The organism is Nocardia sp. NPDC004151, assembly GCF_042874235.1.
Taxonomy (GTDB): Bacteria; Actinomycetota; Actinomycetes; order Mycobacteriales; family Mycobacteriaceae; genus Nocardia.
Genome location: NZ_JBIAMR010000010.1, coordinates 197,712 through 222,823, shown reverse-complemented (window position 1 = coordinate 222,823; position 25,112 = coordinate 197,712). Strand labels below are relative to the sequence as shown.

The 25,112-nt window shown below is 69.1% G+C and carries 22 protein-coding genes; 10 read left to right on the top strand and 12 right to left on the bottom strand.

Annotation, left to right across the window (positions count from 1 at the left end; genetic code table 11):
- Positions 1-243: 243 nt before the first annotated feature.
- Positions 244-561 (top strand): hypothetical protein, encoded by a 318-nt coding sequence (locus ACFYTS_RS23430; RefSeq protein WP_357283604.1) that lies wholly within the window; start codon positions 244-246, stop codon positions 559-561.
- Positions 562-598: 37 nt separating this feature from the next.
- Here the strand turns inward: ACFYTS_RS23430 and ACFYTS_RS23425 are convergent, their stop codons facing one another.
- The 3 genes from ACFYTS_RS23425 to secA form a co-directional block, all read right to left on the bottom strand.
- Positions 599-3,220 (bottom strand): LuxR C-terminal-related transcriptional regulator, encoded by a 2,622-nt coding sequence (locus ACFYTS_RS23425; RefSeq protein WP_387307141.1) that lies wholly within the window; start codon positions 3,218-3,220, stop codon positions 599-601.
- A 283-nt stretch (positions 3,221-3,503) separates the two neighbouring features.
- Positions 3,504-3,743 carry a hypothetical protein gene (locus ACFYTS_RS23420; RefSeq protein WP_387307139.1) on the bottom strand — a complete coding sequence of 80 codons (240 nt, stop codon included), beginning with the start codon at positions 3,741-3,743 and terminating at the stop codon, positions 3,504-3,506.
- A 171-nt stretch (positions 3,744-3,914) separates the two neighbouring features.
- The gene (gene secA, locus ACFYTS_RS23415; RefSeq protein ID WP_387307137.1) at positions 3,915-6,740 is read right to left on the bottom strand and encodes a preprotein translocase subunit SecA; all 2,826 of its coding nucleotides are present in this window, start codon (positions 6,738-6,740) and stop codon (positions 3,915-3,917) included.
- A 458-nt stretch (positions 6,741-7,198) separates the two neighbouring features.
- Here secA and ACFYTS_RS23410 point away from each other — a divergent pair, with 458 nt between their 5' ends.
- From ACFYTS_RS23410 to bluB, 6 genes are all read left to right on the top strand, one after another.
- Positions 7,199-8,620 carry a wax ester/triacylglycerol synthase family O-acyltransferase gene (locus tag ACFYTS_RS23410; RefSeq protein ID WP_387307135.1) on the top strand — a complete coding sequence of 474 codons (1,422 nt, stop codon included), beginning with the start codon at positions 7,199-7,201 and terminating at the stop codon, positions 8,618-8,620.
- Positions 8,604-9,185, top strand: a complete 582-nt coding sequence (locus tag ACFYTS_RS23405) for a DUF6912 family protein (protein ID WP_387307133.1) — start codon at positions 8,604-8,606, stop codon at positions 9,183-9,185. Before ACFYTS_RS23410 ends, ACFYTS_RS23405 begins: the two co-directional genes overlap by 17 nt.
- Positions 9,186-9,344: 159 nt before the next feature.
- Positions 9,345-10,508 (top strand): ferredoxin reductase, encoded by a 1,164-nt coding sequence (locus tag ACFYTS_RS23400; RefSeq protein WP_357283590.1) that lies wholly within the window; start codon positions 9,345-9,347, stop codon positions 10,506-10,508.
- 179 nt (positions 10,509-10,687) lie between these two features.
- Positions 10,688-12,163 carry a fatty acid desaturase gene (locus ACFYTS_RS23395; protein WP_357283588.1) on the top strand — a complete coding sequence of 492 codons (1,476 nt, stop codon included), beginning with the start codon at positions 10,688-10,690 and terminating at the stop codon, positions 12,161-12,163.
- Between the two features lie 94 nt (positions 12,164-12,257).
- Positions 12,258-13,508 (top strand): acyl-CoA desaturase, encoded by a 1,251-nt coding sequence (locus ACFYTS_RS23390; RefSeq protein WP_357283585.1) that lies wholly within the window; start codon positions 12,258-12,260, stop codon positions 13,506-13,508.
- A 141-nt stretch (positions 13,509-13,649) separates the two neighbouring features.
- Positions 13,650-14,282, top strand: coding sequence for a 5,6-dimethylbenzimidazole synthase (gene bluB / locus ACFYTS_RS23385; protein WP_357283582.1), 633 nt, complete (start codon positions 13,650-13,652; stop codon positions 14,280-14,282).
- A 60-nt stretch (positions 14,283-14,342) separates the two neighbouring features.
- Here bluB and ACFYTS_RS23380 read toward each other — a convergent pair whose 3' ends face one another.
- The 9 genes from ACFYTS_RS23380 to ACFYTS_RS23340 all read right to left on the bottom strand — a co-directional run bounded on the left by ACFYTS_RS23380 (position 14,343) and on the right by ACFYTS_RS23340 (position 23,619).
- Complete coding sequence (locus tag ACFYTS_RS23380; protein ID WP_387307130.1) at positions 14,343-14,711, bottom strand: hypothetical protein; 369 nt, start codon at positions 14,709-14,711, stop codon at positions 14,343-14,345.
- A 65-nt stretch (positions 14,712-14,776) separates the two neighbouring features.
- Positions 14,777-15,202: a hypothetical protein gene (locus ACFYTS_RS23375; protein WP_387307128.1), complete on the bottom strand. Its 426-nt coding sequence runs from the start codon at positions 15,200-15,202 to the stop codon at positions 14,777-14,779.
- A 174-nt stretch (positions 15,203-15,376) separates the two neighbouring features.
- Positions 15,377-16,669, bottom strand: coding sequence for an acetyl-CoA C-acyltransferase (locus ACFYTS_RS23370; RefSeq protein WP_387307126.1), 1,293 nt, complete (start codon positions 16,667-16,669; stop codon positions 15,377-15,379).
- A gap of 112 nt (positions 16,670-16,781) precedes the next feature.
- Positions 16,782-17,429 carry a ribosome hibernation-promoting factor, HPF/YfiA family gene (gene hpf, locus ACFYTS_RS23365; protein WP_387307199.1) on the bottom strand — a complete coding sequence of 216 codons (648 nt, stop codon included), beginning with the start codon at positions 17,427-17,429 and terminating at the stop codon, positions 16,782-16,784.
- Between the two features lie 251 nt (positions 17,430-17,680).
- Entirely contained in the window at positions 17,681-18,325 is a 645-nt protein-coding gene (locus ACFYTS_RS23360) for a ComF family protein (protein WP_357283571.1), read from the bottom strand.
- A 16-nt stretch (positions 18,326-18,341) separates the two neighbouring features.
- Complete coding sequence (gene lpqB / locus ACFYTS_RS23355; protein WP_387307124.1) at positions 18,342-20,141, bottom strand: MtrAB system accessory lipoprotein LpqB; 1,800 nt, start codon at positions 20,139-20,141, stop codon at positions 18,342-18,344.
- Entirely contained in the window at positions 20,138-22,171 is a 2,034-nt protein-coding gene (gene mtrB / locus ACFYTS_RS23350; protein ID WP_387307197.1) for an MtrAB system histidine kinase MtrB, read from the bottom strand. The genes lpqB and mtrB overlap by 4 nt, the downstream gene beginning before the upstream one ends.
- Before the next feature lie 44 nt (positions 22,172-22,215).
- Entirely contained in the window at positions 22,216-22,893 is a 678-nt protein-coding gene (gene mtrA / locus ACFYTS_RS23345) for an MtrAB system response regulator MtrA (protein ID WP_387307122.1), read from the bottom strand.
- Positions 22,894-22,971: 78 nt separating this feature from the next.
- The gene (locus tag ACFYTS_RS23340; protein ID WP_357283567.1) at positions 22,972-23,619 is read right to left on the bottom strand and encodes a dTMP kinase; all 648 of its coding nucleotides are present in this window, start codon (positions 23,617-23,619) and stop codon (positions 22,972-22,974) included.
- Positions 23,620-23,782: 163 nt separating this feature from the next.
- Between ACFYTS_RS23340 and ACFYTS_RS23335 the strand changes: the two genes are divergently transcribed.
- The 3 genes from ACFYTS_RS23335 to ACFYTS_RS23325 all read left to right on the top strand — a co-directional run bounded on the left by ACFYTS_RS23335 (position 23,783) and on the right by ACFYTS_RS23325 (position 25,080).
- A complete protein-coding gene (locus ACFYTS_RS23335) occupies positions 23,783-24,058 on the top strand; it encodes a hypothetical protein (RefSeq protein ID WP_387307119.1) in 276 nt (91 codons plus the stop codon).
- Positions 24,059-24,218: 160 nt separating this feature from the next.
- Positions 24,219-24,494: a hypothetical protein gene (locus tag ACFYTS_RS23330; RefSeq protein ID WP_387307117.1), complete on the top strand. Its 276-nt coding sequence runs from the start codon at positions 24,219-24,221 to the stop codon at positions 24,492-24,494.
- A gap of 46 nt (positions 24,495-24,540) precedes the next feature.
- Positions 24,541-25,080, top strand: coding sequence for a hypothetical protein (locus ACFYTS_RS23325; RefSeq protein WP_387307115.1), 540 nt, complete (start codon positions 24,541-24,543; stop codon positions 25,078-25,080).
- Positions 25,081-25,112 lie beyond the last annotated feature (32 nt).

The following is a 25,112-nucleotide window of genomic DNA, read 5'->3' as shown; positions in this document are numbered from 1 at the left end:
TTCCGGACATTTCGCGATCGACCGATTGACCGACCGATACGATGACCGATTCTCCATCGGATCGGGAGGACTAAAATGCGGGCGCGTTTAGGGAACCCCTGATTCGGACATCACTCCGAAACGCTTTCCATTGCATTCCCGGCGGCGCCCCGGTTAAACATTCCGGCCCGCACCGGGCCGGGCCCAGGACACGTTTCGGTCGCACGGCGTGCGGACCCCGCCGGAAATAGTTAGCCTGCGCAGGTGGAAGACCGTGAGCGCAAGGAATTTTCGCCGCTCCTCGACGCAGCCCTCGGCCCGGGAGCACCCGTCACCCCGGAGGTCCGGATCGGGCGCAACGACCCGGACGACGCGCTGCCCGAATGCGTCCGCTGCGGCAGACCCGCGGCATTGCACCTGCGCGCGGTGTGGCTGTCCACCCGCGCCGTCATGGCCGGGGACACCGACGTGGACAGCGTGATCCAGGTGCACGCCTGCGGCGGCTGCGCGGGCAGCGTGGCCGGAATGATCCTGATCAACTGGGACCCGCGCTACTGGGGCGAGTCGGTCAACCTGGACTGACCGGTCGCGGTCCACCGCTCACCGCGAGCCGGAAGCCTCAGCGCGGCCGCACGATTCGCATGCCGTTGTCGAAGTCGACATCCACCAGATCGGACCGGCCGCTGAGCCCCAGCTTGCCGAACACCCGCGACAGGTGGTGCCCGACGGTGCGGGGACTGAGGAACAGCTCGGTCCCGATCTCCCGATTGGTCAGCCCGTGGGCCGCCAACCGAGCCACCCGCAGCTCCTGCGCGGTCAGCACCGAGGTCTCGCCGTGCGCGGTGACCGGCGCGGCCCGGCGGCCGGTGAGTTCGAGCTCCTGCCGGGCGCGCAGCACCCACTGGGCCGCACCCATGCCCTCGAACGCCTCGGCGGCCGAACGCAATTGCTCGGCGGCGTCGGCGCGGCGGCGGGCCCGGCGCAGCCACTTGCCGTAGAGCAGGCGGGTGCGCACCTGGTTCAGATCGTGGCGGGTGCGCCGCACGGCCAGCGCGCGCCGGAAGTACTTGTCGGCGCGGTCGTCCGTGCACAGCAGCGCCCGGCAGGTGTAGGCGGCCGAGATCGCCCAGTCGGCGCGGGAGCGCAGCGCCCAGTCCCGGATCTCCTCGTAGTACCCGGCGGCCTCGTCGTGGCGGCCCACCCGGACCGCCGCCTCCACCAGATCCACCGCGGCCAGCCGCGCGTAGGTGGGATGCCGGGCGTCGTGGCCCGGCTGGGCCAGGGTGCGCAGGCGCAGGTACGCGGTCTCCGGATCGCCGAGGCTGAGGGCGTGGAAGCCCAGGTGCCAGTGCGCCGATGCGATGACCGCGTGCGCGCGCCGCGGCCGGGCCAGCGCCAGCACCTGATCCGCGGCCGCCAGCACCCCGTCCGAATCACCGTGCAGGGCGGCGATCTTCGCGCGCAGCGCCCAGCACTGGGCGAGCACGTTGTCCACGCCCCCGGCCTCGGCCAGCTCGAACGCCTCGGCCAGGGTGCGCTCGGCGGCCGGGAAGCGGCCATTGGCGAATTGCAGGATGGCCAGCTGCGGCAGTAGCGACACCGCCGCCGGGGCGGCGCTGCCCCGCAGCGACGCCGCCGCTTGGGTGTACGGCTCCAGGGCGGTCTCGGCCAACCCCCACAGCAGCACCAGCGGGGCGGGCGGCAGCGGCCGGATCATGGTGTGGAAGCGGGAGATGCCTTCCCGCACGGTCATTTCCGCGGGATCCAGGTCGAGCACGCCGTGCCCGGCGGCCCAGCGCGCGCGTTCGGCGTCGACCCGCAGGTTGGCGGCGGTCGCCGGGTCCACCAGTTCGGCGTCGCGCAGCAGCAGGCGGCTCGCCCGTTCCGGTTCTCCCGCAACGAATTCCAGCAGTCCGGCCAGACCGCGCGCGGCCGTCGCGGCCCGTTCGGGGCCCAGGCGCGCGACGGCGCGGTCGAGCAGGCCGTGCGCGGAGGCGATATCGCCGCCCGCCCAGGCGAATCGGCCCGCGGCGGCCAGCCGCTCCCCGGCCCGCTCCGGATCGGGTGAGATGGCGGCGGCCTGGCGCAGCATGGCTGCCGCGGTCATCGGCCCGTGCGCGGCGGCGGTCGCCCGTTCGGTCAGCGCGGCGGCGAGGTCCTCGTCGGGTCGGCCCGCGGCGAGGGCGCGATGCCAGGCGCTCAGGTCGTGATCGCCGGTCCCGGTCAGCGCGTCCGCGACGGCCAGCTGGGCGGCGCGGGTCTCGGCCACGGTCGCGGCCGCGTGCACGGCGGCGCACAGCAGCGCGTGGGTGCGTTCGACGCGGCCGTCGCTGATGGTGAGCAGCCCGGTCGCCGTGACGTACTCCCAGGCCCGGGAGTCCACGCCGAGGGCGGCCGCGGCGGTGGTGACGATGCCGAGCACGCCGCGGGTCTCGGTCGCGGCCACGGTCAGCAGGGTCCGGACGGTGGCGGGCAGGGCGGCGACGCGTTCGCCGAACGCGGTGCGCACGCTGGGGCCCAGGGCCATGGGTTCGGGGGCGGTGCCCGCGAGATCGCCCACGACACCGGGTAATTCGAGCAGCGCGAGGGGGTTGCCGCCGGCCACGGCGAGAATCCGGCTCAGCCGCAGCGCGCCGAGCGGGCCGTACCGGTCGGCGAGCAGGCCGCGGGCCTCCGCGTCGGGCAGGCCGGTGACCCGCAGCGCGGGCAGGTCCCGCCACAGCGTGTCGGCGGGGTCGTCGCGCAGCGCCGCCAGCAGCGCGACGGGGGCGGCGGTGAGGCGGCGGATGGCGAAGACGATGGCCCGCGCCGATTCCGGGTCGACCAGGCGGGCCTCGTCCACGATCAGCAGCAGCGGCTGCTCGGCCGCCAGTTCGGTCAGCAGCCGCACCAGCGCCGCCCCCACCAGGAACGCGTCGGCGGGACCGGCGTCGAGGCCGAGCACCACGCCCAGGGCGCGGGCCTGGGCGGGCGGGAGCAGCGGCAGCCGGTCGGCGACCGGCAGCAGCAGCTCGTGCAGGGCCGCGTGGTCCAGGCCGGATTCGGCGCGGATGCCCTGGCAGCGCAGCACCCGGAAGTCCGCGGCCTGGTCGAGCGCGGCCCGGAGCAGAGCGGTCTTGCCGATCGCCGGATCCCCGGACAGCACCAGCGCCGCACCGCGGCCCGAACGCGCCTCCGCGAGAACGCTATCCACGTGGATGCGTTCTCGTTCCCTCCCGTAGAGCTTCAGGTCCTCCCACACATTCCGGAAATTTAGTCTAGCTAATAGCGTGCAACCAAGCCCTCCGCAAGTAACTGGCACAAATTGTCCCGAATGACGCAGATCACAAGATCAATAGGAGCAATTCAATTAACGCGCAACCGAGTTCGCGCGATATGAATACCCCCGCATCGGGGACCGCAAAAGCGAAAAAGGCACAAATTAGGATACGCGCCCCAGGACCAGCCGCGCTACGAAAACAACTGTGCTCCCGGCGAATTCACCGGGAGCACAGAGTTCAACAGGGCCGGTTACCGGCTTCCGATCAACGGAAGATGGTCATGTACCACTGGCCATCCCAGCCCTGGTCACAGCTCCATTGCCAACCGTCCTCGCCGCGGAGCTGCACGCCACCGGCCTGGAACCGGCCATTGTTGCCATCCGAGGCGCACGCGTCGACCGTCGGGTAGCTGCCGTCCACGGTCAGCGTCTCCGCGTGCGCGGTCGCGGCGCCCAGTCCGGCGATTCCCAAGGCCATGGCGGCGAGGGCGAGAGTCTTGCGCATGATCTGATTTCCTTCCTTAGCGACCGCCCCGAGGCGATCGGACCGAAACCATTTCATCGCACCGATCATGATCGTTTCATGACCGCGCGAAAACTCCTGGCGCACTATGGAAGACACCGCGCCCCGGGTGAGAACACCCGGGGCGCGGCACGTTTCGACAGGGTCGCGAACTCAGTGGCGGCGCTTGGACCGATCCGCCTTGGACTGCGCCCGCGCCGCCTCACGACGCTCGCGGCGGGTGCCGCCCTGCCCGTCCTCGGCGCCGTACTCGTCGCTGTCGCTGCGGACGGCCGCGTGGCCGCCCTCGTCGGGGCCGCTGTAGGACAGCCCGCGCGGGCCGGACTCGTCGATTCCCTTGGCGCGCAACGCCGCCGGAGCGCCGTTACCCGCCTGCGCCGCGTCCTCCTGGGTGGGCAGCGGACGGTTGCCGACCGGCGACTGCAGGCCCGCGGCCACGTTCACACCCACCGGCTGCGGCTGCTGCACCTCGACCTGGAGGTTGAACAGGAAGCCGACCGACTCCTCCTTGAGGCCCTCGAGCATGGCCGCGAACATGTCGAAGCCCTCGCGCTGGTATTCGACCAGCGGGTCGCGCTGCGCCATGGCCCGCAGGCCGATGCCCTCCTTGAGGTAGTCCATCTCGTAGAGGTGCTCGCGCCACTTGCGGTCCAGCACGCTCAGCAGCACCTGGCGTTCCAGGTTGCGCATGCTGCCCTCGCCCGCGAGGCCGTCGATCTCGCCCTCACGGTTGTCGTAGGCGGTGTGCGCGTCGTCGAGCAGCGCGTCCAGCAGTTCCTCGCGGGACAGGTCGCCGGGCTCGCCGCTCTCGATCTCACCGGTGAGCTCGCGGTAGTCGAGGCTGCCGGGGTACAGCGTCTTGAGCGCGCCCCACAGCTTGTCCAGATCCCAGTCCTCGACGTAGCCCTCCGCGGTGGCGCCGTTGACGTAGGCGGTGATCACGTCGGTGATCATCTCCTGCACCTGGCCCTCCATGTCCTCACCGTCGAGGATGCGGGCGCGCTCGGCGTAGATCACCTTGCGCTGCTGGTTCATGACCTCGTCGTACTTGAGGACGTTCTTGCGGATCTCGAAGTTCTGCTGCTCGACCTGGGTCTGCGCCGACTTGATGGCCCGCGAGACCATCTTGGCCTCGATCGGCACGTCGTCGGGCAGGTTCAGCCGGGTCATGATCGACTCCAGCGCCGCGCCGTTGAAGCGCCGCATCAGCTCGTCGCCCAGCGACAGGTAGAAGCGGGACTCGCCCGGGTCGCCCTGACGGCCGGAACGACCGCGCAGCTGGTTGTCGATACGCCGCGACTCGTGGCGCTCGGTGCCCAGCACGTACAGGCCACCAGCCTCGCGCACGGCCTCGGCGTCCGCGTCGACCTGCTGCTTGACCCGGTCCAGGGTGGCGTGCCACTGGGCCTCGTACTGGTCGGGGGTCTCGACCGGATCCAGACCCTGCCGGCGCAGCAGGATGTCGGCGATGATGTCCGGGTTGCCGCCCAGCACGATGTCGGTACCACGACCGGCCATATTGGTGGCGACGGTGACCGCGCCCGGCCGACCGGCCTCGGCGACGATCTGCGCTTCCTGCTCGTGGAACTTGGCGTTCAGCACACTGTGCGCGATGCCGCGCTTGGTGAGCAGCTTGGACAGGTACTCCGAACGCTCGACCGAGGTGGTGCCGACCAGGACCGGCTGGCCCAGCTCGTGCTTCTCCTGGATGTCGTCGGCGACCGCGGCGAACTTGGCCTCTTCGGTCTTGTAGATCAGGTCGGACTGATCCTGGCGGACCATCGGCTTGTTGGTCGGGATCGGCACCACGCCCAGGCCGTAGGTCTGGTGCAGCTCGGCCGCCTCGGTCTCGGCGGTACCGGTCATGCCCGACAGCTTGTCGTACAGGCGGAAGTAGTTCTGCAGCGTGATGGTGGCCAGCGTCTGGTTCTCCGGCTGGATCTCCACGCCTTCCTTGGCCTCGATGGCCTGGTGCATGCCCTCGTTGTAGCGGCGGCCCACCAGGATTCGGCCGGTGAACTCGTCGACGATGATGACCTCGCCGTCGCGGACGATGTAGTCCTTGTCCTTGGTGTAGAGCTCCTTGGCCTTGATGGCGTTGTTCAGGTAGCTCACCAGCGGCGAGTTCGCGGCCTCGTAGAGGTTGTCGATGCCCAGCTGGTCCTCGACGAACTCGACGCCCGCCTCGTGCACACCGATGGTGCGCTTCTTGATGTCGACCTCGTAGTGCAGGTCCTTCTTCAGCAGCGGGGCGATGCGCGCGAACTCCGCGTACCACTTCGAGGAGGCGTCGGCCGGGCCCGAGATGATCAGCGGGGTGCGGGCCTCGTCGATGAGGATGGAGTCGACCTCGTCGACGATGGCGAAGTTGTGCCCGCGCTGGACCAGATCGTCCAGCGTGTGGGTCATGTTGTCGCGCAGGTAGTCGAAGCCGAACTCGTTGTTCGTGCCGTAGGTGATGTCGGCCGCGTAGGCCTCGCGACGCTCGGCCGGGGTCATGCCGCCCAGGATCACGCCGACCTCGAGACCGAGGAAGCGGTGCACGCGGCCCATCCACTCGGAGTCGCGCTTGGCCAGGTAGTCGTTGACGGTGACGACGTGCACGCCCTCGCCGGAGATGGCGTTGAGGTAGGCGGGCAGCACACAGGTCAGGGTCTTGCCCTCACCGGTCTTCATCTCCGCCACATTGCCGATGTGCAGGGCGGAACCGCCCATGATCTGCACCTTGTAGTGCTTCTGGTTGAGCACTCGCCAGGACGCTTCCCGCGCGGTCGCGAAGGCCTCCAGCAGCAGTTCGTCGAGGGTCTCGCCCTCGGCGTAGCGCTGTTTGAACTCCGCGGTCTTGGCCTGGAGCTCGGCGTCGGAGAGCGCCGTGTACTCCTCGTCGAGGGCGATGACCTCGTCCGCCAGGCTTGCCAGCCGCTTGACCGTGCGACCTTCACCAATCCGTAGCAACCTTGAAAAACTCAGCGCAGGCACGGGTCTTGTAGTCCTCTGGTCGGTGTTGTCGGTAGCCCCCACCATGGCGGGAGGCCTGCGCGCGGGCGCGCATTCACAAGCCATGGTAATCCGGCCCCCATCGTAGGTGCTGAACTGCGCACGGGACGGCCCGGGCGCTGAGGAGAAGCTGTGAAAGCGCGACGCCCGCACCGCCGCTCCCGACCCTGGCGAACGCCCAGCGAATGGGGTTGCGGCCGAGGCTGATTCGAGACCCCTGACGTACCATGTAGGGGGTCCGGCGTGCGGCGGTCTGCGCCCGCGCGCCCGGAACGGCGGCACCGACGACGGTGCGTTATCTCGGGCAGTGCGGCCCATACATTCCCCCAGGTGACCGTATTGCGATAGCTTGCCTCCAGGCGGTTCATCCGCATGAAAGCCGGCGCCTCGGCAGGGGGAAACTGCGAGGCGCGGGCAGGGATAAGGGAGTAGCGGGCAGCGTGATCACCAGACTGACGCCGCAGGACGCGTCGTTCTACCGGTTGGAATCCAGCAGCAACCCCATGCACATCGGCTCGCTGGCGATTCTGCGCAATCCCGCGCCCACCGGTAGATCCGGGCCCGGGCCGCTGGATTACGACCGGCTGGTGTCGCTGGTCGAGTCGCGGCTGCCGCTGGTGCCGCTGTACCGGCGCAAGGTGCGGGAGATCCCGTTCGCGCTGGGCCGCCCGATCTGGGTGGACGACAGCCACTTCGACATCACCTACCACGTGCGGCGTTCGGCGCTGCCCGAGCCGGGCACCGACGAACAGCTGCTGGACCTGGTGGCCCGGCTGGCCTCACGCCCGCTCGACCCGAGCCGCCCGCTGTGGGAGATGTACCTGGTCGAGGGCCTGTCGGAGGGTCGCTGCGCGATCTTCACCAAGACCCATTCGGCCCTGGTGGACGGCGACAGCGCGCTCGAGATCGGGCATGTGATCCTGGACACCTCGACAGCGCCCCGCGAGGTCGCCGACGACGCCTGGGTCGCCCACCGCGAGCCCGCCGAGCTGGAACTGCTGCTCGGCGCGGCCGCCCACCTGGCCACCCAGCCGCGCGAAGGCCTGGAGGTGGCGCGGCACCACATGGCCGAGGCGTTCGCCATGGTCGACGCCACCGGCAAGGCCGTGCAGAAGGTGGTGTCCATGGTCCGCACCGCGGCCATCGGCGCGCCCGACAGCCCCCTGAACACCCGCACCTCCCGCAATCGCCGCTTCGAGGTGGTGCGCACCGATCTCGAGGACTACCGCAAGATCCGCAAGCGGTTCGACTGCTCCATCAACGACGTGATCCTCGCGGTGGTGACCGGCGCGCTGCGCAATTGGCTGCTCTCCCGCGGGCAGGTGCTGACCGAGGCCGACGCGCTGCGCGCGGTGGTCCCCATGTCGGTGTACGCCGACGGTCCGCACGGCGAACTGAAGCCCGCGGGCGAGGTCACCTCGCTGCTGCTGGATCTGCCGGTGGGCGAACCGAATCCGGTGATCCGCATCGAGCACATCAAGCACGCCACCGAGGCGCACTCGCGGCATCAGCGCGGGGTGCGGGCGCGCACGCTGGTGCACATGGCCGGATTCGCCCCGGCGAGCCTGCATGCCATGAGCGTGCGGTCGGCGAGTACTTTTGCAGAGCACACGTTCAATCTGGTGATCACCAACGCGCCGGGTCCGCAGCAGGCCATGTACATCGGCGGCGCGCGGATGCTGGAGATGTACCCGGTGTCGCCGTTGCTGCGCTTTCAGGCTCTGAGTATCGGGATCACGTCCTACGACGGGCGGGTGTTCTACGGACTCACCGCCGATCGCGACGCCATGGCCGATATCGCGGTGCTGACCGCTTCGGTGCACGAGTCGATGGAGGAGATGCTCGGTGCCTGCGTCCAGTGAGTCGTCCGCCGTGTCGAAGAAGCTACGGGTCTACGTCCCGGCCACGGTGCCGATGCTGCGGGAACTGGTGAAGGACCGGGAGATCCGCGCCCTCAACGACACCGCCTTCGCGGTGACCCCCGCGCTGCGCGAGGCCTACGCCTCCGGCGACGACGAGGAACTCGCCGAGGTCGCCATGGCCGAAGCCGCGCGCGCCTCGCTGCGGCTGCTCGCCGAGGAGCAGGCCGTCGCGGACCTGGGCGGCGAGGACGCGGGCGACGAGGCCGCGCCCCGGGGCCCGATCTTCCGCCGCGCGGTCATCGCCGCCGACGTCACCGGCGCCACCCTGCGCCCCGACCTCGACGACGCCGTGGTCCGGCTCTCCGCCGCCATCCCCTACGACCGCATCGCGTCCATCCATGTGGACCTGGCCGAGGCCGAGTCCGAGGTGGCCAAGGCCGTCGAGGTCATCGACGCCGCCGACATGGGCGACGCGGACGCCGAATTCGTCCTGGGCGACGCCGAAGATCACCAACTGGCTTGGTACGCGGCCCAGGAACTCCCGTTCCTGCTCGACCTGCTCTGACCGCCACCCGAGAATTCCCCGGAAGTCTCGAGAGACAGGTACATCCGGCTGCGTAACCTACGATGCCGTAACCTTGTTGTGATGGTCGCCCATCACACGGGCGAACCGTGCGCGACGATGCGCTGACCAGCGTGCACGACGACAGAAAGCTTTCCGGATATGGCATCGAAGAGTGGCGGATTCTCCGTGCGAGGACTGCGCGAATGGCTGGAGGCCCCCGTGGCCGAAGGCGGGAACGCCGGGCGGACTCCGCTCGACGCCCTGCGCGGAGCCGCGGCCCGGATCACCACTCCCCTGCTGCCCGACGACTACCTGCACCTGGTGAACCCGCTGTGGTCGGCGCGCGAGCTGCGCGGCCGCATCGTAGAGGTCCGCAAGGAGACCGCGGACTCGGCCACCCTGGTGATCAAGCCGGGCTGGGGCTTCGACTTCAAGTTCTCCCCGGGCCAGTACATCGGCATCGGTGTGCTGGTGGAGGGCCGCTGGCACTGGCGCTCGTATTCGCTGACCAGCCCGCCGGATTGGACCGGCGACGGCGCCCACAAGGGCCGCCGGCTGATCTCCATCGCGGTGAAGGCGATGCCGGAGGGCTTCCTGTCCACCCACATCGTCTCGGGTGTCCCGGCGGGCACCATCGTGCGCCTGGCCGCGCCGCAGGGCGGTTTCGTGCTGCCGGATCCGGCGCCGCGCAAGGTGCTGTTCCTGACCGCGGGCTCGGGCATCACCCCGGTGATGGCCATGCTGCGCACCATGGATCGCCGCGACGCGGTCCCGGATGTGCTGCACGTGCACTCCGCCCGCACCCCCGACGATGTGATGTTCGGCGACGAGCTGCGCGAATTGCACGACCGCCGTCCGGGTTTCACCGCCCACCTGCACCTCACCGGCGAGAACGGCAAGTTCGCGCTCGCCGATCTGGACACCGTGTGCCCGGACTGGCGTGAGCGCGAGACCTGGGCCTGCGGCCCGCTGCCCATGCTGGACGAGATCGAAAAGCACTGGGCCGCCGCCGGTATCGCGGACCAGCTGCATGTGGAGCGGTTCGAGATCGAGCGCAGCGCCACCGCCGAGGGCGGCACCGTCACCTTCGCCAAGACCGGCCGGGCCGTCGAGGTGGACGGCGCGACCACGCTGCTGCAGGCCGGTGAGGGCGCGGGCGTGCAGATGCCGTTCGGCTGCCGGATGGGCATCTGCCAGACCTGCGTGGTGACCGTGACCGAGGGGCATGTGCGGGACCTGCGCAACGGCAAGGAACACCGCGCCGGGGACAAGATCCAGACCTGCATCTCCGCGGCCGCGGGCGACTGCACCCTCGAGGTCTGACCGACCGACCCTCGAGGCCTGACCGACACTGTCCGGGGGGCCGACCCACACCGCACCGTGTGAGACGGTCCCGCCCGAGAACGGCTACCCTCGATAGCAATCGAGCCTGACCGGCCCCCGTCGGGGCCGCCCCATCCGCGCAGCGGTGCGAGGCAGATCAACCACGGAAGGACCTGCCGGTGGCCATCACCGACATCAAGGCGTTCGCCCATTTGACGGCGGCCGATATCGAGACCCTGGGCCAGGAGCTCGACACCATCCGGCGCGATGTCGAGCATTCGCTCGGCGAGCGTGACGCGCGCTATATCAAGCGCACCATCGCCGCGCAGCGGATCCTCGAGGCGGCCGGTCGCGCCACCCTGTTCGCATCCAAGAAGCGCTGGGCGTGGCTGACCGGCACCGCCCTGCTGTCGGTCGCGAAGATCATCGAGAACATGGAGCTCGGGCACAACGTCAGCCACGGGCAATGGGATTGGATGAACGACCCGGAGATCCACTCCACCACGTGGGAGTGGGATATGACGGGGACGTCGGCGCAGTGGAAGGCCGCGCACAACTACTCGCACCACATGTACACCAACATCCTCGACATGGATGAGGATCTGGGCTTCGGCATCCTGCGCATGACGCGCGACGAGGAGTGGAAGCCGATCAACCTGGTGCAGCCGGTCGCGAATCTGTTCCTGGCGGCGCTGTTCGAGTGGGGCATCGCCCTGCACGATCTGGCGGCCACCAAGGAGCAGATGGGTATTCCGCCGAGCCAGTTCTTCCCGCCGCGGCACATCGTCACCGAGCCGAACAAGGCGTTCTGGCGCAAGGCCGGTAAGCAGGTCGCCAAGGACTTCGTGATCTATCCGGCGCTGACCGGTCCGGCGTGGAAGTCGACGCTGAAGGCGAACGCGACCGCGAACCTGGTCCGCAATCTGTGGGCCTACGCGGTCATCTTCTGCGGCCACTTCCCCGACGGCGCGGAGAAGTTCACCGAGGAGCAGTTCGAGAACGAGACGCAGGGCGAGTGGTACCTGCGGCAGATGCTGGGCAGCGCCAACTTCGACGCGGGCCCGGCCATGGCGTTCATGAGCGGCAACCTGAGCTACCAGATCGAGCACCACCTGTTCCCGGACCTGCCGAGCAACCGCTACGCGCAGGTGTCGGTGAAGGTGCGCGAGCTGTGCGACAAGTACGACCTGCCCTACACCACGGGCTCGCTGGGCAAGCAGTACCTGTTGGCGTTCCGCACGATTCACAAGCTGGCGCTGCCGGATCAGTGGCTCAAGCGGACCGCCGACGACGCCCCGGAGACGTCCTCGGAGCGCAAGTTCGCGGGCATCTCGCTGCCGGCGTGGAACGGCTCGGAGTGGCTGGCCGAGCACAACAAGTCCGGTGAGTGGCTGGCTGTGCACAACGCGTCGGAGTGGCTGGCCGAGCATCAGCCGAGCTGGGGCCTGGACCCGGAGACGGGTGAGCGGCGCGGGCTGCGGTCGGCGCTGCAGGAGGCCAAGGTGGCGCTCAAGGAGAAGGCCGCGCACGAGAAGCAGGTGCTGCGCGAGGCCAAGGAGGCGTTGCGCGAAAAGGCTTTGGCGGAAAAGGCTTTGCTGACCGAGAAAGCTCAGCGCGAGGGCTGGTTCTCGCGTAAACTCCGCCGCAATCGCTAGCAGACGGCAGTCGCGAAAACAATGCGGTATACGACACGTTAGAGATTCGATAGTCGTAACCTACGGGACCGTAACCTACGGTACTGTAACCAGCATGGCGATCTCGGATGTCAAGGAATACGCGCACCTCACCCCGGAGGATGTCGAAGCGATCGGGGCGGAGCTGGACGCGATCCGCCGTGAGGTCGAGTCATCCCTGGGCGACAAGGATGCCCGTTACATCCGCAATGTGATCCGTCTCCAGCGCGGCCTCGAAATCAGTGGCCGCGCAGTGCTTTTCGCTAGTCTTTTCCCGCCCGCGTGGCTGGCCGGCGTCGCCCTGCTGGGCACCGCCAAGATCATCGAGAACATGGAGATCGGCCACAATGTGATGCACGGGCAGTGGGACTGGATGAACGATCCGGAAATCCACTCCACCAAGTGGGAATGGGACAACGCCGGTCCCTCCGAGCACTGGAAGATCACCCACAACTTCCTGCACCACAAGTACACCAACGTGCTGGGCATGGACGACGACATCGGCTACGGCCTGCTGCGTGTCACCCGCGACCAGCGCTGGACGCCGTTCTACCTGGGCCAGCCGGTCTACAACCTGCTGCTGCAGATGTTCTTCGAGTACGGCGTCGCCATCCAGCACCTGGAGCTGGGCAAGGTCGCCAAGAAGAAGTGGGCCCCGGGTTCGCCCGAGCGCATCCAGTTCGAGGAGGACCGCAAGACGGTTCTGAAGAAGATCGGCAAGCAGGCCGCCAAGGACTACCTGATCTTCCCGCTGCTCACCGGCCCGTCCTTCCTGGGCACGCTGACCGCGAACCTGGCCGCCAATGTGGTCCGCAATGTGTGGACCAACGCGGTCATCTTCTGCGGCCACTTCCCCGACGGAGCGGAGAAGTTCACCAAGTTCGACTGCGACAACGAGACCCAGGGCGAGTGGTACCTGCGCCAGATGCTGGGCTCGGCGAACATCTCCGGCGGCCCGGTCATGCACTTCATGACCGGCAACCTGTCGCACCAGATCGAGCACCACCTGTACCCGGACATCCCGTCCAACCACCTGAAGGACATCGCGGTGCGGGTGCGGGCGCTGTGCGAGAAGTACGACCTGCCGTACACCGCCGGGTCGCTGCCGGTGCAGTACGCCAAGTCGTGGCGCACCATCATGAAGCTGTCGCTGCCCAACAAGTACCTGCGCCGCTCCACCGACGACGCTCCGGAGACCAAGTCGGAGAAGATGTTCGGCGGCGCGTCCACCGTGGACCCGATGACCGGCCGCCGCCGCGGCCTGCGCACCGCGCTGCAGGAGGGCCGCCGCAAGCTGGCCCGCCGTGAGCCCGCCATGGCGCGCTAGTCACCCACGACCGCGAACGCCTCCCGCCGGACTGCCGGCGGGAGGCGTTTTCGCTGTGGAGGGCTGCCAGGTTCGGCGCGGTTCCGGCCTGGTTGACTGGACCGCGTGTGTTCCGAAGGCCCGATCAGCCCCCTCGAATGTTTGAGCGTCTACGACGCCATCAAGTTGCGTCGTGACGTCCGCGCCGAATTCACCGGCGAGGTGGTGGACGACGCCACGCTGCTGCGGATTCTCGAGGCGGCCCATCGCGCGCCCAGCGTCGGCAACTCCATGCCGTGGGACTTCGTGGTGCTGCGGGATCCGGGCACGCTCGGCAAGTTCGCCGACCACGTGGCCGAGAAGCGGCAGGAGTTCAACGACTCGCTGCCCGCCGACCGCGCCGAGACCTTCAATCCGATCAAGATCGAGGGCATCGTCGAGAGCGGCACCGGGATCGTGGTGACCCACAATCAGGCCCGCGGCGGTACCCATGTGCTCGGCCGGGCCACGGTGCCCGAGACCGGCATCTACTCCACCATCCTGGCCATCCAGAACCTGTGGCTGGCCGCCACCGCCGAGGGCGTGGGGGTGGGCTGGGTGAGCTTCTACGACGAGCCGTTCCTGACCGACCTGCTCGACCTGCCGCCCGGCGTGAAGCCGGTGGCCTGGCTCTGCGTCGGCCCGGTCCACGAGTTCCAGCAGGTCCCGGACCTGGAGCGGTTCGGCTGGCGTAATCGCCGCCCGCTCGAATCGGCCATCCACTGGGAACGGTTCACGCCCCGTTCGGACGACTGACCTCGACGACTCGGTGCTGCGGAGCGGTGGCGAAGACGACGACGCACCTGGCGGCCCGCGCTAGTCCTCCGGCGATCCGTGCCCGAGCCGTTCGCGTCGTGTGGTTGTGGACCGGTCCTCGACGGCGTCCGGTTCGGGCTCGGCCATTCGCCGGGTCACCTCGGCGGCCAGTTCCGCGCCGGTCGCCTCGCGCAGCGCCTCCACCAGGGAGGCGCGCAGGACGTCGTCGCGGGTGAGGAACCCGGCCGCGATCAAGCCTTCGATCGGACTCACGCCATAGGTGCGGCTGAACGCGATGACCGTTTCCGCGACCGGCGAGTCGCCGCTCAGGTGCCGGGCCACCCGCATCTGGTTGGTGCCCATCCGCGCGGCGATGGCGCGATCACTGTCGCCGTTCGATACCGCCTGTTTCCACTCCCGGAAACCCACACCTCGATTGTGTACCGGATGTGTTTCACGCTGCAATCATTCCGAGTGGCGCGGCGGCTCCCGGCTCAGCGCAGCGCGTCGGTGGGCCGATGCCCGATGACGGACACGTCGTCCAAGGTGACCACGGGATCCCCCGAGTCGTTCTTGCCGTTGATGGTGATGGTCCCGGTGAACTCGTCACCCTGTCTGACCGACTCCCGGACCGGTCCGGTGAGCTCCACACGCGCCCCGTCGATGGTGTAGTACCGGGTCGGCTCACCGTGCACGAACCCGAGAGTCCACACCGCCGCGTCCGAATACACCAGTCCGTAGACTGGATACCGTTCCCCGACATGTCGTCCGGCATCGTGCAGCCGCAGCTTCAGATCGGAGACCGGCTGCCCGCCTTCGGACCCGGTCGCCGGAAGTGGCAGCGCCGCAGCGCTTCCCGCCCCGGCGGTCCCCGCCGCGAGCAGGACTGCCGCGGTGCCGATCATCGTCCTGCCGTTCATGATCCGCCTCCGCCCAGCTCGTTTCCCCAGGGATACCCATTCGACGCCGAGTCTCCACCAACGATTTTCGATCCGCCCGCCGCAAACCCCGTTCCGCCGTAGCGGATCGGGGTCTCACCTGCATGAAGGCGCATGTGCGTCGGCCACCGGACAGGTGACACCGAAACGTGTCGGCTAGACGGCTTCCAGCACCGCCGAGGCTCCGATGCCGCCCGCGGCGCAGATGCCGAGCAGCGCGGTGGACTTCCCGGTCACGGCGAGTTCGTTGGCCATGGTGGTGACCATGCGCGCGCCGGTCGCGCCGAACGGGTGGCCCAGGGAGACCGAGCCGCCGTGGACATTGAGCTTGGCCGGGTCGATCTCGCCGACGGCGGTGTCGCGGTCGAGGCGGGTCTTGGCCCATTCGTCGCTGGCCAGGGCGGAGACCACGGAGAGGGTCTGGGCGGCGAAGGCCTCGTGGATGTCGACGAAATCGATATCGCCCAGCGACATTCCGGCCTGGTCGAGGGCGCGCGGCATGGAGATGGCGGGGCCGATGAGGACCTGGTCGCGCGGGTCGACGCTGACGAAGCTCCAGGAACGGAAGGCGGCCAGCGGCGTGAAGCCGAGGGCGCGGGCCTTGTCCTCGCTCATCAGCAGCACCGCGGACGCGCCGTCGGTGAGGGGGCTGGAGTTGCCCGCGGTAACGGTGCCGTTCTCGGCGAAAACCGGTGCCAGCTTGGCGAGTTTGGCGAGGCTGGTGTCGCGGCGGACCAGGCCGTCACGGGTGACGGCGGTGCCGTCGGGGGTGCGGACCGAGAGCACCTCGCGGTCGAAGCGGCCGGATTCGATGGCGGCCGCTGCGCGGTGGTGCGAGGTGGCGGCGAAGTAGTCCTGCGCGCCGCGCGAGACGCCGTGGATGCGGGCCATTTTCTCGGCGGATTCGCCCATGACCTCGCCGGTGGTGCGCTCGGCGATCCGCGGGCGGCGCGGCATCAGGTCGTAGAACGGGGCCAATTGCGTTGCGGCGGTGAGGTAGTCCTTGGGCTTGGGTTTGCCCAAGGCCAGCGGCGCGGCGGCGTGCACCAGCTTCTGCGGCAGCTTGACCTCGGCATTGCTGGTCGAGTCGCTGCCGCCGGCGATCATGATGTCGTGTTCGCCGCGCTCGATGGCGGCGGCCGCGGACACCACGGCCTGCAGGCCCGACGCGCAGGCGCGGGTCACCGTGTAGCCCTCGCAGCCCGGGTCGAGTTCGAGGTCGAGTGCGATCTCGCGGGCGATGTTCGGCGCGGCGCTGGGCAGCACCACGCCGCCCCACACGATGCCCTGGACGTCACCCTTGGGCAGTCCGGTTCGTTCCAGCAGGCCGCGCACGGCGATGTCCGCGAGGTCGATGGAGTCCATGCGTGTGAAGTCGGTGAATGCCCGCACGAACGGGGTCCGCGCCCCGGCGACGATGACAGCACGGCGAGCGCCCTTGGTAGCCATGGCACAGTTTTAACTGATACGCGCCGTAACAGCAAGACTTGCCCTGGACAACAGGCGACCGGGGCCTGTCCCGTGACCCCGGTCGAAAAGTGGATGTCCCTGTTTACCGCGACTACGCGAGCCTGATGAGCCCGTAATCGAAGGCGTGACGGCGGTAGACGACCGACGGTCGGTCGGTCTCCTTGTCCTGGAACAGGAAGAAATCGTGGCCGACGAGCTCCATCTGGTACAGCGCGTCATCGACCGTCATGGGTATCGCGGGGTGCTGCTTGGTGCGCACGACATGGCCGGGACCGGCGGATTCGCCTTCCATCGCAGCCGAATGGTCGTGAGCCTCGGATCCGTTGTCGGAGAACAGCGATTCGTCGACCAGACCCGCGGTCGCCTCCGCGACCGAGATCGGCGTCTTGTCCCCGTGATGCACGCGGCGGCGATCCTTGAGCCGGCGCAATCGGCTCTCGAGCTTCTCGACGGCACCCTCGAGGGCGGCGTAGAAGCTGTCCGCGCAGGCCTCGGACCGCACGATCGGACCCTTGCCCCGGGCGGTGATCTCTATCCGCTGGCAGTTCTTGCGTTGACGACGGTTACGTTCGTGGGTGAGCTCCACGTCGAAGAGGTAAATGGTGGGGTCGAAGCGCTCGAGCCGAGACAGCTTGTCCGCCACATGAATTCGGAAATGGTCGGGCACTCCGCCCTCCCCCAGGGTCCTGCCCTTGACCACGACGTCCGCCGTGGTGGCCCGACTGGCTGATTCGTCGATGAGTTCGTCATCGAGCAGCACCGAAGTGCTTGTGTTCTTCGCTGAGAGTCGTGAAGAAGTCGTCACGCGTACCTCCCGGATCTGGCCGCACAAGCCGCTCGTGCGGCGGGATTGAAACGTGTGCCGACCGATGGAACTCGCATCGGCACATATGTCCGAGGCGCCACCTCCAAACTTGCGGTTCGGGTGTCTGATCGCCAACCTAGTGCGCCAGCGACCTGTCCGCCAGTGTTCACGCAAATTTCGGAGAATCAAGCAGCGCAGGTAACCAGCACAGCACGCACGGCGACCCGCGCGGCGGTGAGCACGCGGACCGATTCGGTCACCGTGACACCGGTGGTCAACACGTCATCGATGACCACTACCTCGGCATTTGCCGGAATCAGCGCGCTCGGGGGCCGGGTGGTGGCTACCATGATCCGCCCGTGCAGATTGTGCTGGCGATCGCGGTGCCCGAGGCCGACCGAATCCCGCACACCGGGACCCATGCGCAACACGCGTACCAGGCGGCAACCCGGTAGCCAACCCGCCGCGACGCTCGCGGCACGCACCACCGGATCCCCGCCGCGCCGCCGGGCCGCGGCCGCCCGACTGGGCGCGGGCACCAGCGCCAGGGGCCGGGAGGCGTCCCGCAAATGATCCAGCCCCCTGGCCAATCCGGTTCCCAGCGGCCGCGCCAGCTCGCGCCGGCCCTGCTCCTTGACGCCCAGCACCGCCCGTCGCGGCGGACCCGCGTAGGCGGCCAGCGCCCAGCACGGCACCCCGGGATCGGCGCGCGGCCGGATCCGGATGGGCGGGCCGGACAGCGCGGCGGCGCACTCCGCGCACCACCAGGTTCCGGCTCGCCCGCACCCGCCGCAGGTGCGTGGCAGGATCAGATCCAGCAGTTCCCCCATGTCCCCCAGTGTGCGCCTAGCCGGGCAGCACCGGAACCGCGTTGGCCCCCAGACCCGGAACTTCGCGCCAGTAGTCCTCGCGCCCTTCGGGATTGCGGGTCAGTTCCAGCACCGCGCGCGAGTCGGCCACGTACTCCTGATCCGGGGAGGCGCTCACCACCCGCACCGGCGGGGTGAGGTTCTGGGAGGACTGGGCCCGGTACTCGGAACCGTCCACCAGCACCCCGGCCACCGGGTCCACCGTGCCGTCGCGGGCCACGATGACCCGCTCGTCGGTGAGCCAGTCGAGGGACACCGCGGGCGTGGACAGTCCGATGGCCAGCGGCAGCGGCGCGGACAGCGCGAACTTCCCGTTCGGCTGCGGGACCACCACCGCCACGTACACCTTGCCGTTGGCGATGATCGCCGCCCGCGCCCCGGACGGGGAGATGCGCAGTTCGGTGATGGGGGTGCGTGGCGAGGTCGAGTTGATCGCCGCCGCCATCAGGGCGGCGATGTCGACGTCCTGCACCGACACATTGCCGGTGCCGCGATCGTGTACGGCCCGGATCACCCGGTCCCCGTCCACCACCGACCAGGCCGAACTGCCGTCGGCGGGCCAGGTGGGCCGGGTGAAGGTGCCGCCGGTGGCGACCGGAAAGCCCTGCCCGTCATAGGTTCCGATGATCAGGGTGCGCTCGGGTTCGGGGTCCGGACGGCCGGAGCGGGCCACCGCGGCGACCAGCGTCCCGTCCGGTGAGAGCCCCACCGACTGGAGCGCGTGGGTGCTGCCGAAGAAGCCGGGGGCGGGCGTGATGCCGCTGCCGTTGACCGCCACCAGCGAACCGTCACGGACCGCGTGCAGACCGGTCCGGTTGCGGGCGATCACATCCGGACTGCGGGCCTCCACATCGGCGCGCTGCCAGCCCGCCGCGTACTTCTCGACGAGCGGTTTGCCGTCGGCGTTGATCAGGTACGGGCCCAGCACGTCGGCCCCGGACAGGGTGAGCACCACCTGGGTGGCGAGCAGGTCCCGGTTGGCCGGGTCGAGCGCGGCCGCGCCGGAGAAGTCGACGGCCATCCCACCGCCCGCGACCCCGACGCTGTCGGGATCGCCATTGGCCTTGGTGACCGGGCCGCGCTGTGAGACGGGCGCGCCCATCGGGTTGTGCACGGCCGGGGCCAGCGCCGACTGCGGTCCCTCGCTGAGCATGCTGAGCAGCCGCTGCGCCAGCTGGTCCTTGCGGGCGGGGATCCAGCGCAGGTCCGGCACCATCCCGGCCCCGGTCAGATTCGGGAAGAACAGCGAATACCGGTGGTAGAACTTGGCGAACGCGGCCTGCTCGACGATGACGCCCGAGGGCACGTCCTTGATCCGCCACTCGCCGCCGATCTTCTCCAGATCGATCTTGGTCTCCAGCGTGCCGTCGGCGGCCCGGTAGGAGCCGTCCGCGGCCAGCTCGCCGATCTTGCGCGCCCGGATCACATAGGTGGCCGAATCACCCGTACGGGACTCGCGCAAGGTGTTCGGCTGGGAGTCCACGATGGTGATCCCGGCCCCGTCGTCCCACTGCACATTGGCCGCGGGCGAGAGGAATTGGCGCGCCAGCTGATGCCGGTTCGCCGGGTCCGCGGTGGCCTGCAGGTAGTCCAGCAGCAGCTGTTCGGGCTCGCGCCCGGCGACCGGCGGGTTGAGCGCGGCGCTGGTGGGCTGGTGGTCCAGGCTGCCCAGCGCCTGCGGCGCCGAGGAATCCGGCAGGCTCGCACAGGAGCTCACCGCGATCAGGCAGCCGAGGGCCGCCAGGGCCCGGAACAGGGCCCTCGCCGGCCGCCTCATGATTGGTCGTCACCCGGCTCGGCCGGTACGGAGCCCCCGGAAGCGTCACGCCCGGAACCGGTTCCCTCGGCGGTGCCGGGAGGTGTTCCGGCGGTGTCGTTGTCGGGGGGCTCGGGCTCGAAGCCCTCGCGGGCGGCCATGTCGGCGGCGTCGGCCAGGTCGGCGGCGGTCACGTCGCCGTGGTCGGCGGTCGCGTCGTCGATGCCGGTGGCGGCCGGGAATTCCGGGGCGATGGCGTCGAATCCCGGTTCGCCGTCGCCGGTTTCCGCGGCGGCGGATTCCACCGCGTCCGCGTCGAGGCCGTCGGTGCCGGGTTCGATTGCGGTGGGCACGGATTCGAGCGCGGCCAGGCCGAGCAGGCCCGCCGGGACCGAATCGGGGCCCGCGGCGGCTTCGCCGGTCGCGGTGTCCGGGCCCGCCGGGGCGTCGGGGCCCGCGATATCCAGGGCCAGTTGTTCGGGTGAGACCGCGCCGCGAATCTTGGGCGGCTCCAGCGAGAGTGGGCTCGTGCCCAGTTTGCGGCCGCGGACCAGCGGCAGGGTGAGCCGGAAGCTCGCCCCCACGCCGATCTCGCCCCACGCCTCGAGCTTGCCCTCGTGCAGGTTGGCGTCCTCGACGCTGATGGACAGGCCCAGGCCGGTGCCGCCGGAGCGGCGCATGCGGGAGGGGTCCGAGCGCCAGAAGCGGTTGAACACCAGCTTCTCCTCGCCCGGGCGCAGGCCCACGCCCTGGTCGCGCACCACGATGGCGACGGCATTGGCGTCCACGTCGCCGCGCATGCGCATGAGGACCGGTTTGCCCTCGCTGTGGTCGATGGCATTGGCGAGCAGGTTGCGCAGTACCCGCTCGACGCGGCGCGGATCCACCTCGGCGACAAGGGGTTCCTCGGGCATGTCGACCACGAGTTCCACGCCGGATTCGCGGGCCAGGTGCCGCACGGTGGAGACCGCGGCCCGCGCGCACATGCGCACGTCCAGCGATTCCACCTGCAGCTCGGCCACACCCGCGTCGTGGCGGCTGATCTCGAGCAAGTCGTTGAGCAGGCCCTCGAACCGGTCGAGTTCGTTGACCAGCAGTTCGGCCGAGCGCGCCAGCGCCGGGTCCAGGTCGTCGCTGGATCCGTGGATGAGGTCGGCCGCCATGCGCACCGTGGTCAACGGCGTGCGCAGTTCGTGGCTGACGTCGGAGGTGAAGCGGCGCTGCAGATTTCCGAACTCCTCGAGCTGGGTGATCTGGTTGGACAGGCTCTCGGCCATCTCGTTGAACGACATGGCCAGCCTGGCCATGTCGTCCTCACCGCGCACCAGCATGCGCTCCTTGAGGCGCCCGTCGGCGAACCGGCTCGCGATGCGGGCCGCGGATCGGATGGGCAGCACCACCTGCCGGGTCACCAGCGCCGTGATGGCGGCCAGCAGGACCAGCAGCACGATGCCGCCGATGAGCATGGTGCCGCGCATGAGCGACAGGCTGCGTTGCTCATTGGTGAGCGGGAAGATCAGATAGATCTCCAGCGAGTCGATATCGGCCGACGGACTGCCGATGATCAGTGCCGAACCCTTGTACCCGTCCGGGCTGGAGACCGTGGAGAACTGGTAGGAGACCTGCCGCTGCTTGACGAATTGCCGCAGCTCGGTGGGGATCTCCTGGATCGAGCCGGAGGTGAGCTCCTGTCCGCTGTCTCCTGTCATCGCCAGAGCGGCCTCGTAACTGCCTGCGGCGCCGCCGGTCTGAGTCCCGCCGGCGCTGGAGAACAGCGCGCGGCGGGCATCGTCGAGTCGGCTCTGCTGAGTACCCGAGTCGTGCACACCGGTCAGTTGATTCTGAACGGTGTTGCGGGCGCGACCCATTTCCTCGACGGCCGCGTTGATCTTCGCGTCCAACAACCGGTCGGTGATCTGACTCGTGAGCACGACGCCCAGAATCGTGATGACGATCAGCGACAGGGTGAGTGTGGACACGACGACCCGCAACTGCAGCGAACGCCGCCACACATGGCCCAGTTGCTCGCCCAGATTGCGGAACCAGGCCATCACTACCGCCAGCCACCGCTGCACGCGGTTTCTGGAGCCATCGATCACGGCGGTCCGGCCTTGTAGCCCACACCTCGAACGGTCAACACGATCTCAGGGTTCTCGGGGTCCTTCTCCACCTTGGCGCGCAACCGCTGCACGTGCACGTTGACCAGGCGGGTGTCGGCGGCGTGCCGGTATCCCCAGACCTGTTCCAACAACACCTCGCGGGTGAACACCTGGCGCGGCTTGCGGGCCAGCGCCACCAGCAGATCGAACTCCAGGGGAGTCAGCGAGATCTGCGCGCCGCCGCGAGTCACCTTGTGCGCGGGCACATCGATGACGATGTCGGCGATCGACAGCAGTTCCTGCGGCTCCTCCTCGGTGCGACGCAAGCGCGCCCGCACCCGGGCCACGAGTTCCTTCGGCTTGAACGGCTTGACGATGTAGTCGTCGGCGCCGCTTTCCAAACCCAGGACGACGTCGACCGTGTCGGTCTTCGCCGTCAGCATCACGATGGGCACACCCGAGTCGGCTCGCAACACCCGGCATACGTCGATGCCGTTCATGCCGGGCAGCATGAGATCCAGCAACACGAGGTCCGGGCGCAACTCCCGGACCGCGGTCAGCGCCTGCGTGCCGTCTCCGACGACGTGGGGGTCGAAACCCTCACCGCGCAAGACGATCGTGAGCATCTCCGCGAGAGCCATATCGCCGTCGACGACCAGAATCTTCGGCTTCATAACGTCTAGTTTGTCACCTCTCCGGCTCTGATTCGGCCGCCACGCCAACACTCGTGACCTGTCGGCGGACATCCAACCCTATCCAGCAACAATTTCCGCGAGGCGCGCGGCGAGTGTTGCCGGATCGTCTCCGGTTCGATGCACCCACCACGGTCCACGCCAGCTGATTTCGGCCAGCTCACGGTAGACCCTACCGGTGCGACGCTGCAGTCCACCGTCTTTCTCGTACGCGTCCAACGCACGCGCGGCGTCGGCCTCGCCGCGCAGGCGGGCGCGCTCCTCGGCCACGTCGACCGGAACATCCAGGAGAATCTGGATATCCGGGGCGGGAAGCCCGAATCGTTCGAACTCCAATGCGGCGATCCAGTCCACGATTTCACCGTGCGCGTCCTGTTCCATCCGCGCGGCGGAGTAGGCGGCATTGGAGGCGACGTAGCGGTCCAGTAGCACGATGTCGTTGTCCGCCAGCAGTTTCGAGAGCTCGTCGCGCGCGTCGGCGCGGTCGAGGGCGAACAGCAGCGCCATGGCGTTCACAGACTGGGCGGTATCCCCATGGCCGCCGCGCAGCGCCTCGGCCGCCAGGTCGGCGTGCACCGAGACCCCGTACCGCGGGAAGGCCAGCGTCGCGACGCGCAGCCCGCGGGCGCGCAGGTCCGCGACGACGGCCTCGGTGAGCGTGCGCTTGCCCGCGCCGTCGAGCCCTTCCACCGGAACCAGTGCACCCATGCGGCGAGACTACCCAACCCTCGCCGCCACATAACGGCAGGTTCCCGTTTGTCCGGGAAGCCCGATCCGCGATCGCCGGAACAATATGAACGAATCCGAAACGCCCACGATTCAACCCTTGTAGGTTCTAGCCACCACTCCCCCTGCAAGGAGCGCCACCCTGATGAAGACCCGCCTCACCGTAGCCGCCGTCGCCATCTCCGCCGCCGCCCTTTCCACGGTCGGCACCGCCTCCGCGGCCCCTCTCACCCTCGACCCCGCCACCCCGGACTCGGCCGCCCAGGTCGCCGATTCCGGCTCGGCCTCTTCCCTCTCCTCCTCCGGCGGCTCGAGCAACGTCCTCGGCACCGGCTCCAGCGTCAGCCAACTCCTCAGCGCCGGTCTCTGCACCATCACCGGTGGCACCTGGGTCCCGGGCTTCGACATCTGTATCCGCTAGCACCCACCGGTCGCCTGTGCCGCCGCCCCCAACGGGTCGGCGGCACAGTCGTTTACACCCCCACTCACCCGGCCGATGCCCCCAGAATTCACGGCACAGTTCTGAAACACGTTCCTTTTAGAATTTGCCAACGCCGGACCCCCAAGGAGCGCACCCCCCGATGAAGACCCGCCTCACCCTGGCCGCCGTCGCCATCTCCGCCGCCGCCCTGTCCACGGCCGGCACCGCGACCGCAGCACCCCCCACCCTCGATCCCGCCGTCCCGGGTTCGGCCACTCCGGTCGCCGGTTCCGGCTCGGCATCCTCCCTGTCCTCCTCCGGCGGCTCGAGCGATTTCGTCGGGACCGACCCCAGCGTCAGCCAGCTGCTCAGCGCCGGGTTCTGCATCATCACCGGCGGCACCTGGCTGCCCGTCTTCAAGTCCTGCGCCCGCTAGCAGCGCGGCACAGTCGATTCCGTTGAACCATCAAGGAGCCCGGCCGATGAAATTCCGCCTGACACACCGCGTCTCGACAATCCTGGCCACCACCCTGGCCACCGCCGCCCTGGCCACCGGCACCGCCACCGCCGACCCGCTCGCGCCCGAGCCGGCGCCGATCTCGGAGTACGGCCTCGGAGCGGATTTGACGGCCCTGTTCATGGCGCTGAGCATGTCGCCGGGCTCCTCCGCGCTCAACGCGGGTTCGACCGAACTCGCCTCGGGATCCGGCTTGACCAGAGGGTACATGCAGTTCCTCTGCCAACTGCAGTACGGCAAATGGGATTCGGCCACCGCCACCTGCAAGTACCCGGTGTTCAACCCGAGCAGCGCGGTCCTCGACCCGGCGGCAGAGGCCACACCCGTCCTGGCTCCGATCGCCGCCCCGCTCACCGCGGAGCCCGTGGCCACGACCACCGGCTCGAGCGGCGGTTCCGCGGACCTCTTCGACAAGGGGTTCCTGTGCCGGATCACCGGCCAGGGCCTGTACTGGCGCGCGGACTCCGGATGCACCGACGTCTACATCCCGCCGTGGGTGAGCTAGTCCGCCCGGCGACGAGATTCGGCCGGTCCCCC

Excerpts from the sequence above, each read along its gene's own strand:
- ACFYTS_RS23390 (WP_357283585.1), top strand. The coding sequence starts at position 12,258 with ATGGCGATCTCGGATGTCAAGGAATACGCGCACCTCACCCCGGAGGAT.
- ACFYTS_RS23375 (WP_387307128.1), bottom strand. The coding sequence starts at position 15,202 with ATGAACGGCAGGACGATGATCGGCACCGCGGCAGTCCTGCTCGCGGCG.
- mtrB (WP_387307197.1), bottom strand. The coding sequence starts at position 22,171 with ATGGCCTGGTTCCGCAATCTGGGCGAGCAACTGGGCCATGTGTGGCGG.
- ACFYTS_RS23340 (WP_357283567.1), bottom strand. The coding sequence starts at position 23,619 with ATGGGTGCACTGGTTCCGGTGGAAGGGCTCGACGGCGCGGGCAAGCGC.
- lpqB (WP_387307124.1), bottom strand. The coding sequence starts at position 20,141 with ATGAGGCGGCCGGCGAGGGCCCTGTTCCGGGCCCTGGCGGCCCTCGGC.
- ACFYTS_RS23370 (WP_387307126.1), bottom strand. The coding sequence starts at position 16,669 with ATGGCTACCAAGGGCGCTCGCCGTGCTGTCATCGTCGCCGGGGCGCGG.
- mtrA (WP_387307122.1), bottom strand. The coding sequence starts at position 22,893 with ATGAAGCCGAAGATTCTGGTCGTCGACGGCGATATGGCTCTCGCGGAG.
- ACFYTS_RS23330 (WP_387307117.1), top strand. The coding sequence starts at position 24,219 with ATGAAGACCCGCCTCACCCTGGCCGCCGTCGCCATCTCCGCCGCCGCC.
- ACFYTS_RS23325 (WP_387307115.1), top strand. The coding sequence starts at position 24,541 with ATGAAATTCCGCCTGACACACCGCGTCTCGACAATCCTGGCCACCACC.
- ACFYTS_RS23420 (WP_387307139.1), bottom strand. The coding sequence starts at position 3,743 with ATGCGCAAGACTCTCGCCCTCGCCGCCATGGCCTTGGGAATCGCCGGA.
- ACFYTS_RS23335 (WP_387307119.1), top strand. The coding sequence starts at position 23,783 with ATGAAGACCCGCCTCACCGTAGCCGCCGTCGCCATCTCCGCCGCCGCC.
- ACFYTS_RS23360 (WP_357283571.1), bottom strand. The coding sequence starts at position 18,325 with ATGGGGGAACTGCTGGATCTGATCCTGCCACGCACCTGCGGCGGGTGC.
- ACFYTS_RS23400 (WP_357283590.1), top strand. The coding sequence starts at position 9,345 with ATGGCATCGAAGAGTGGCGGATTCTCCGTGCGAGGACTGCGCGAATGG.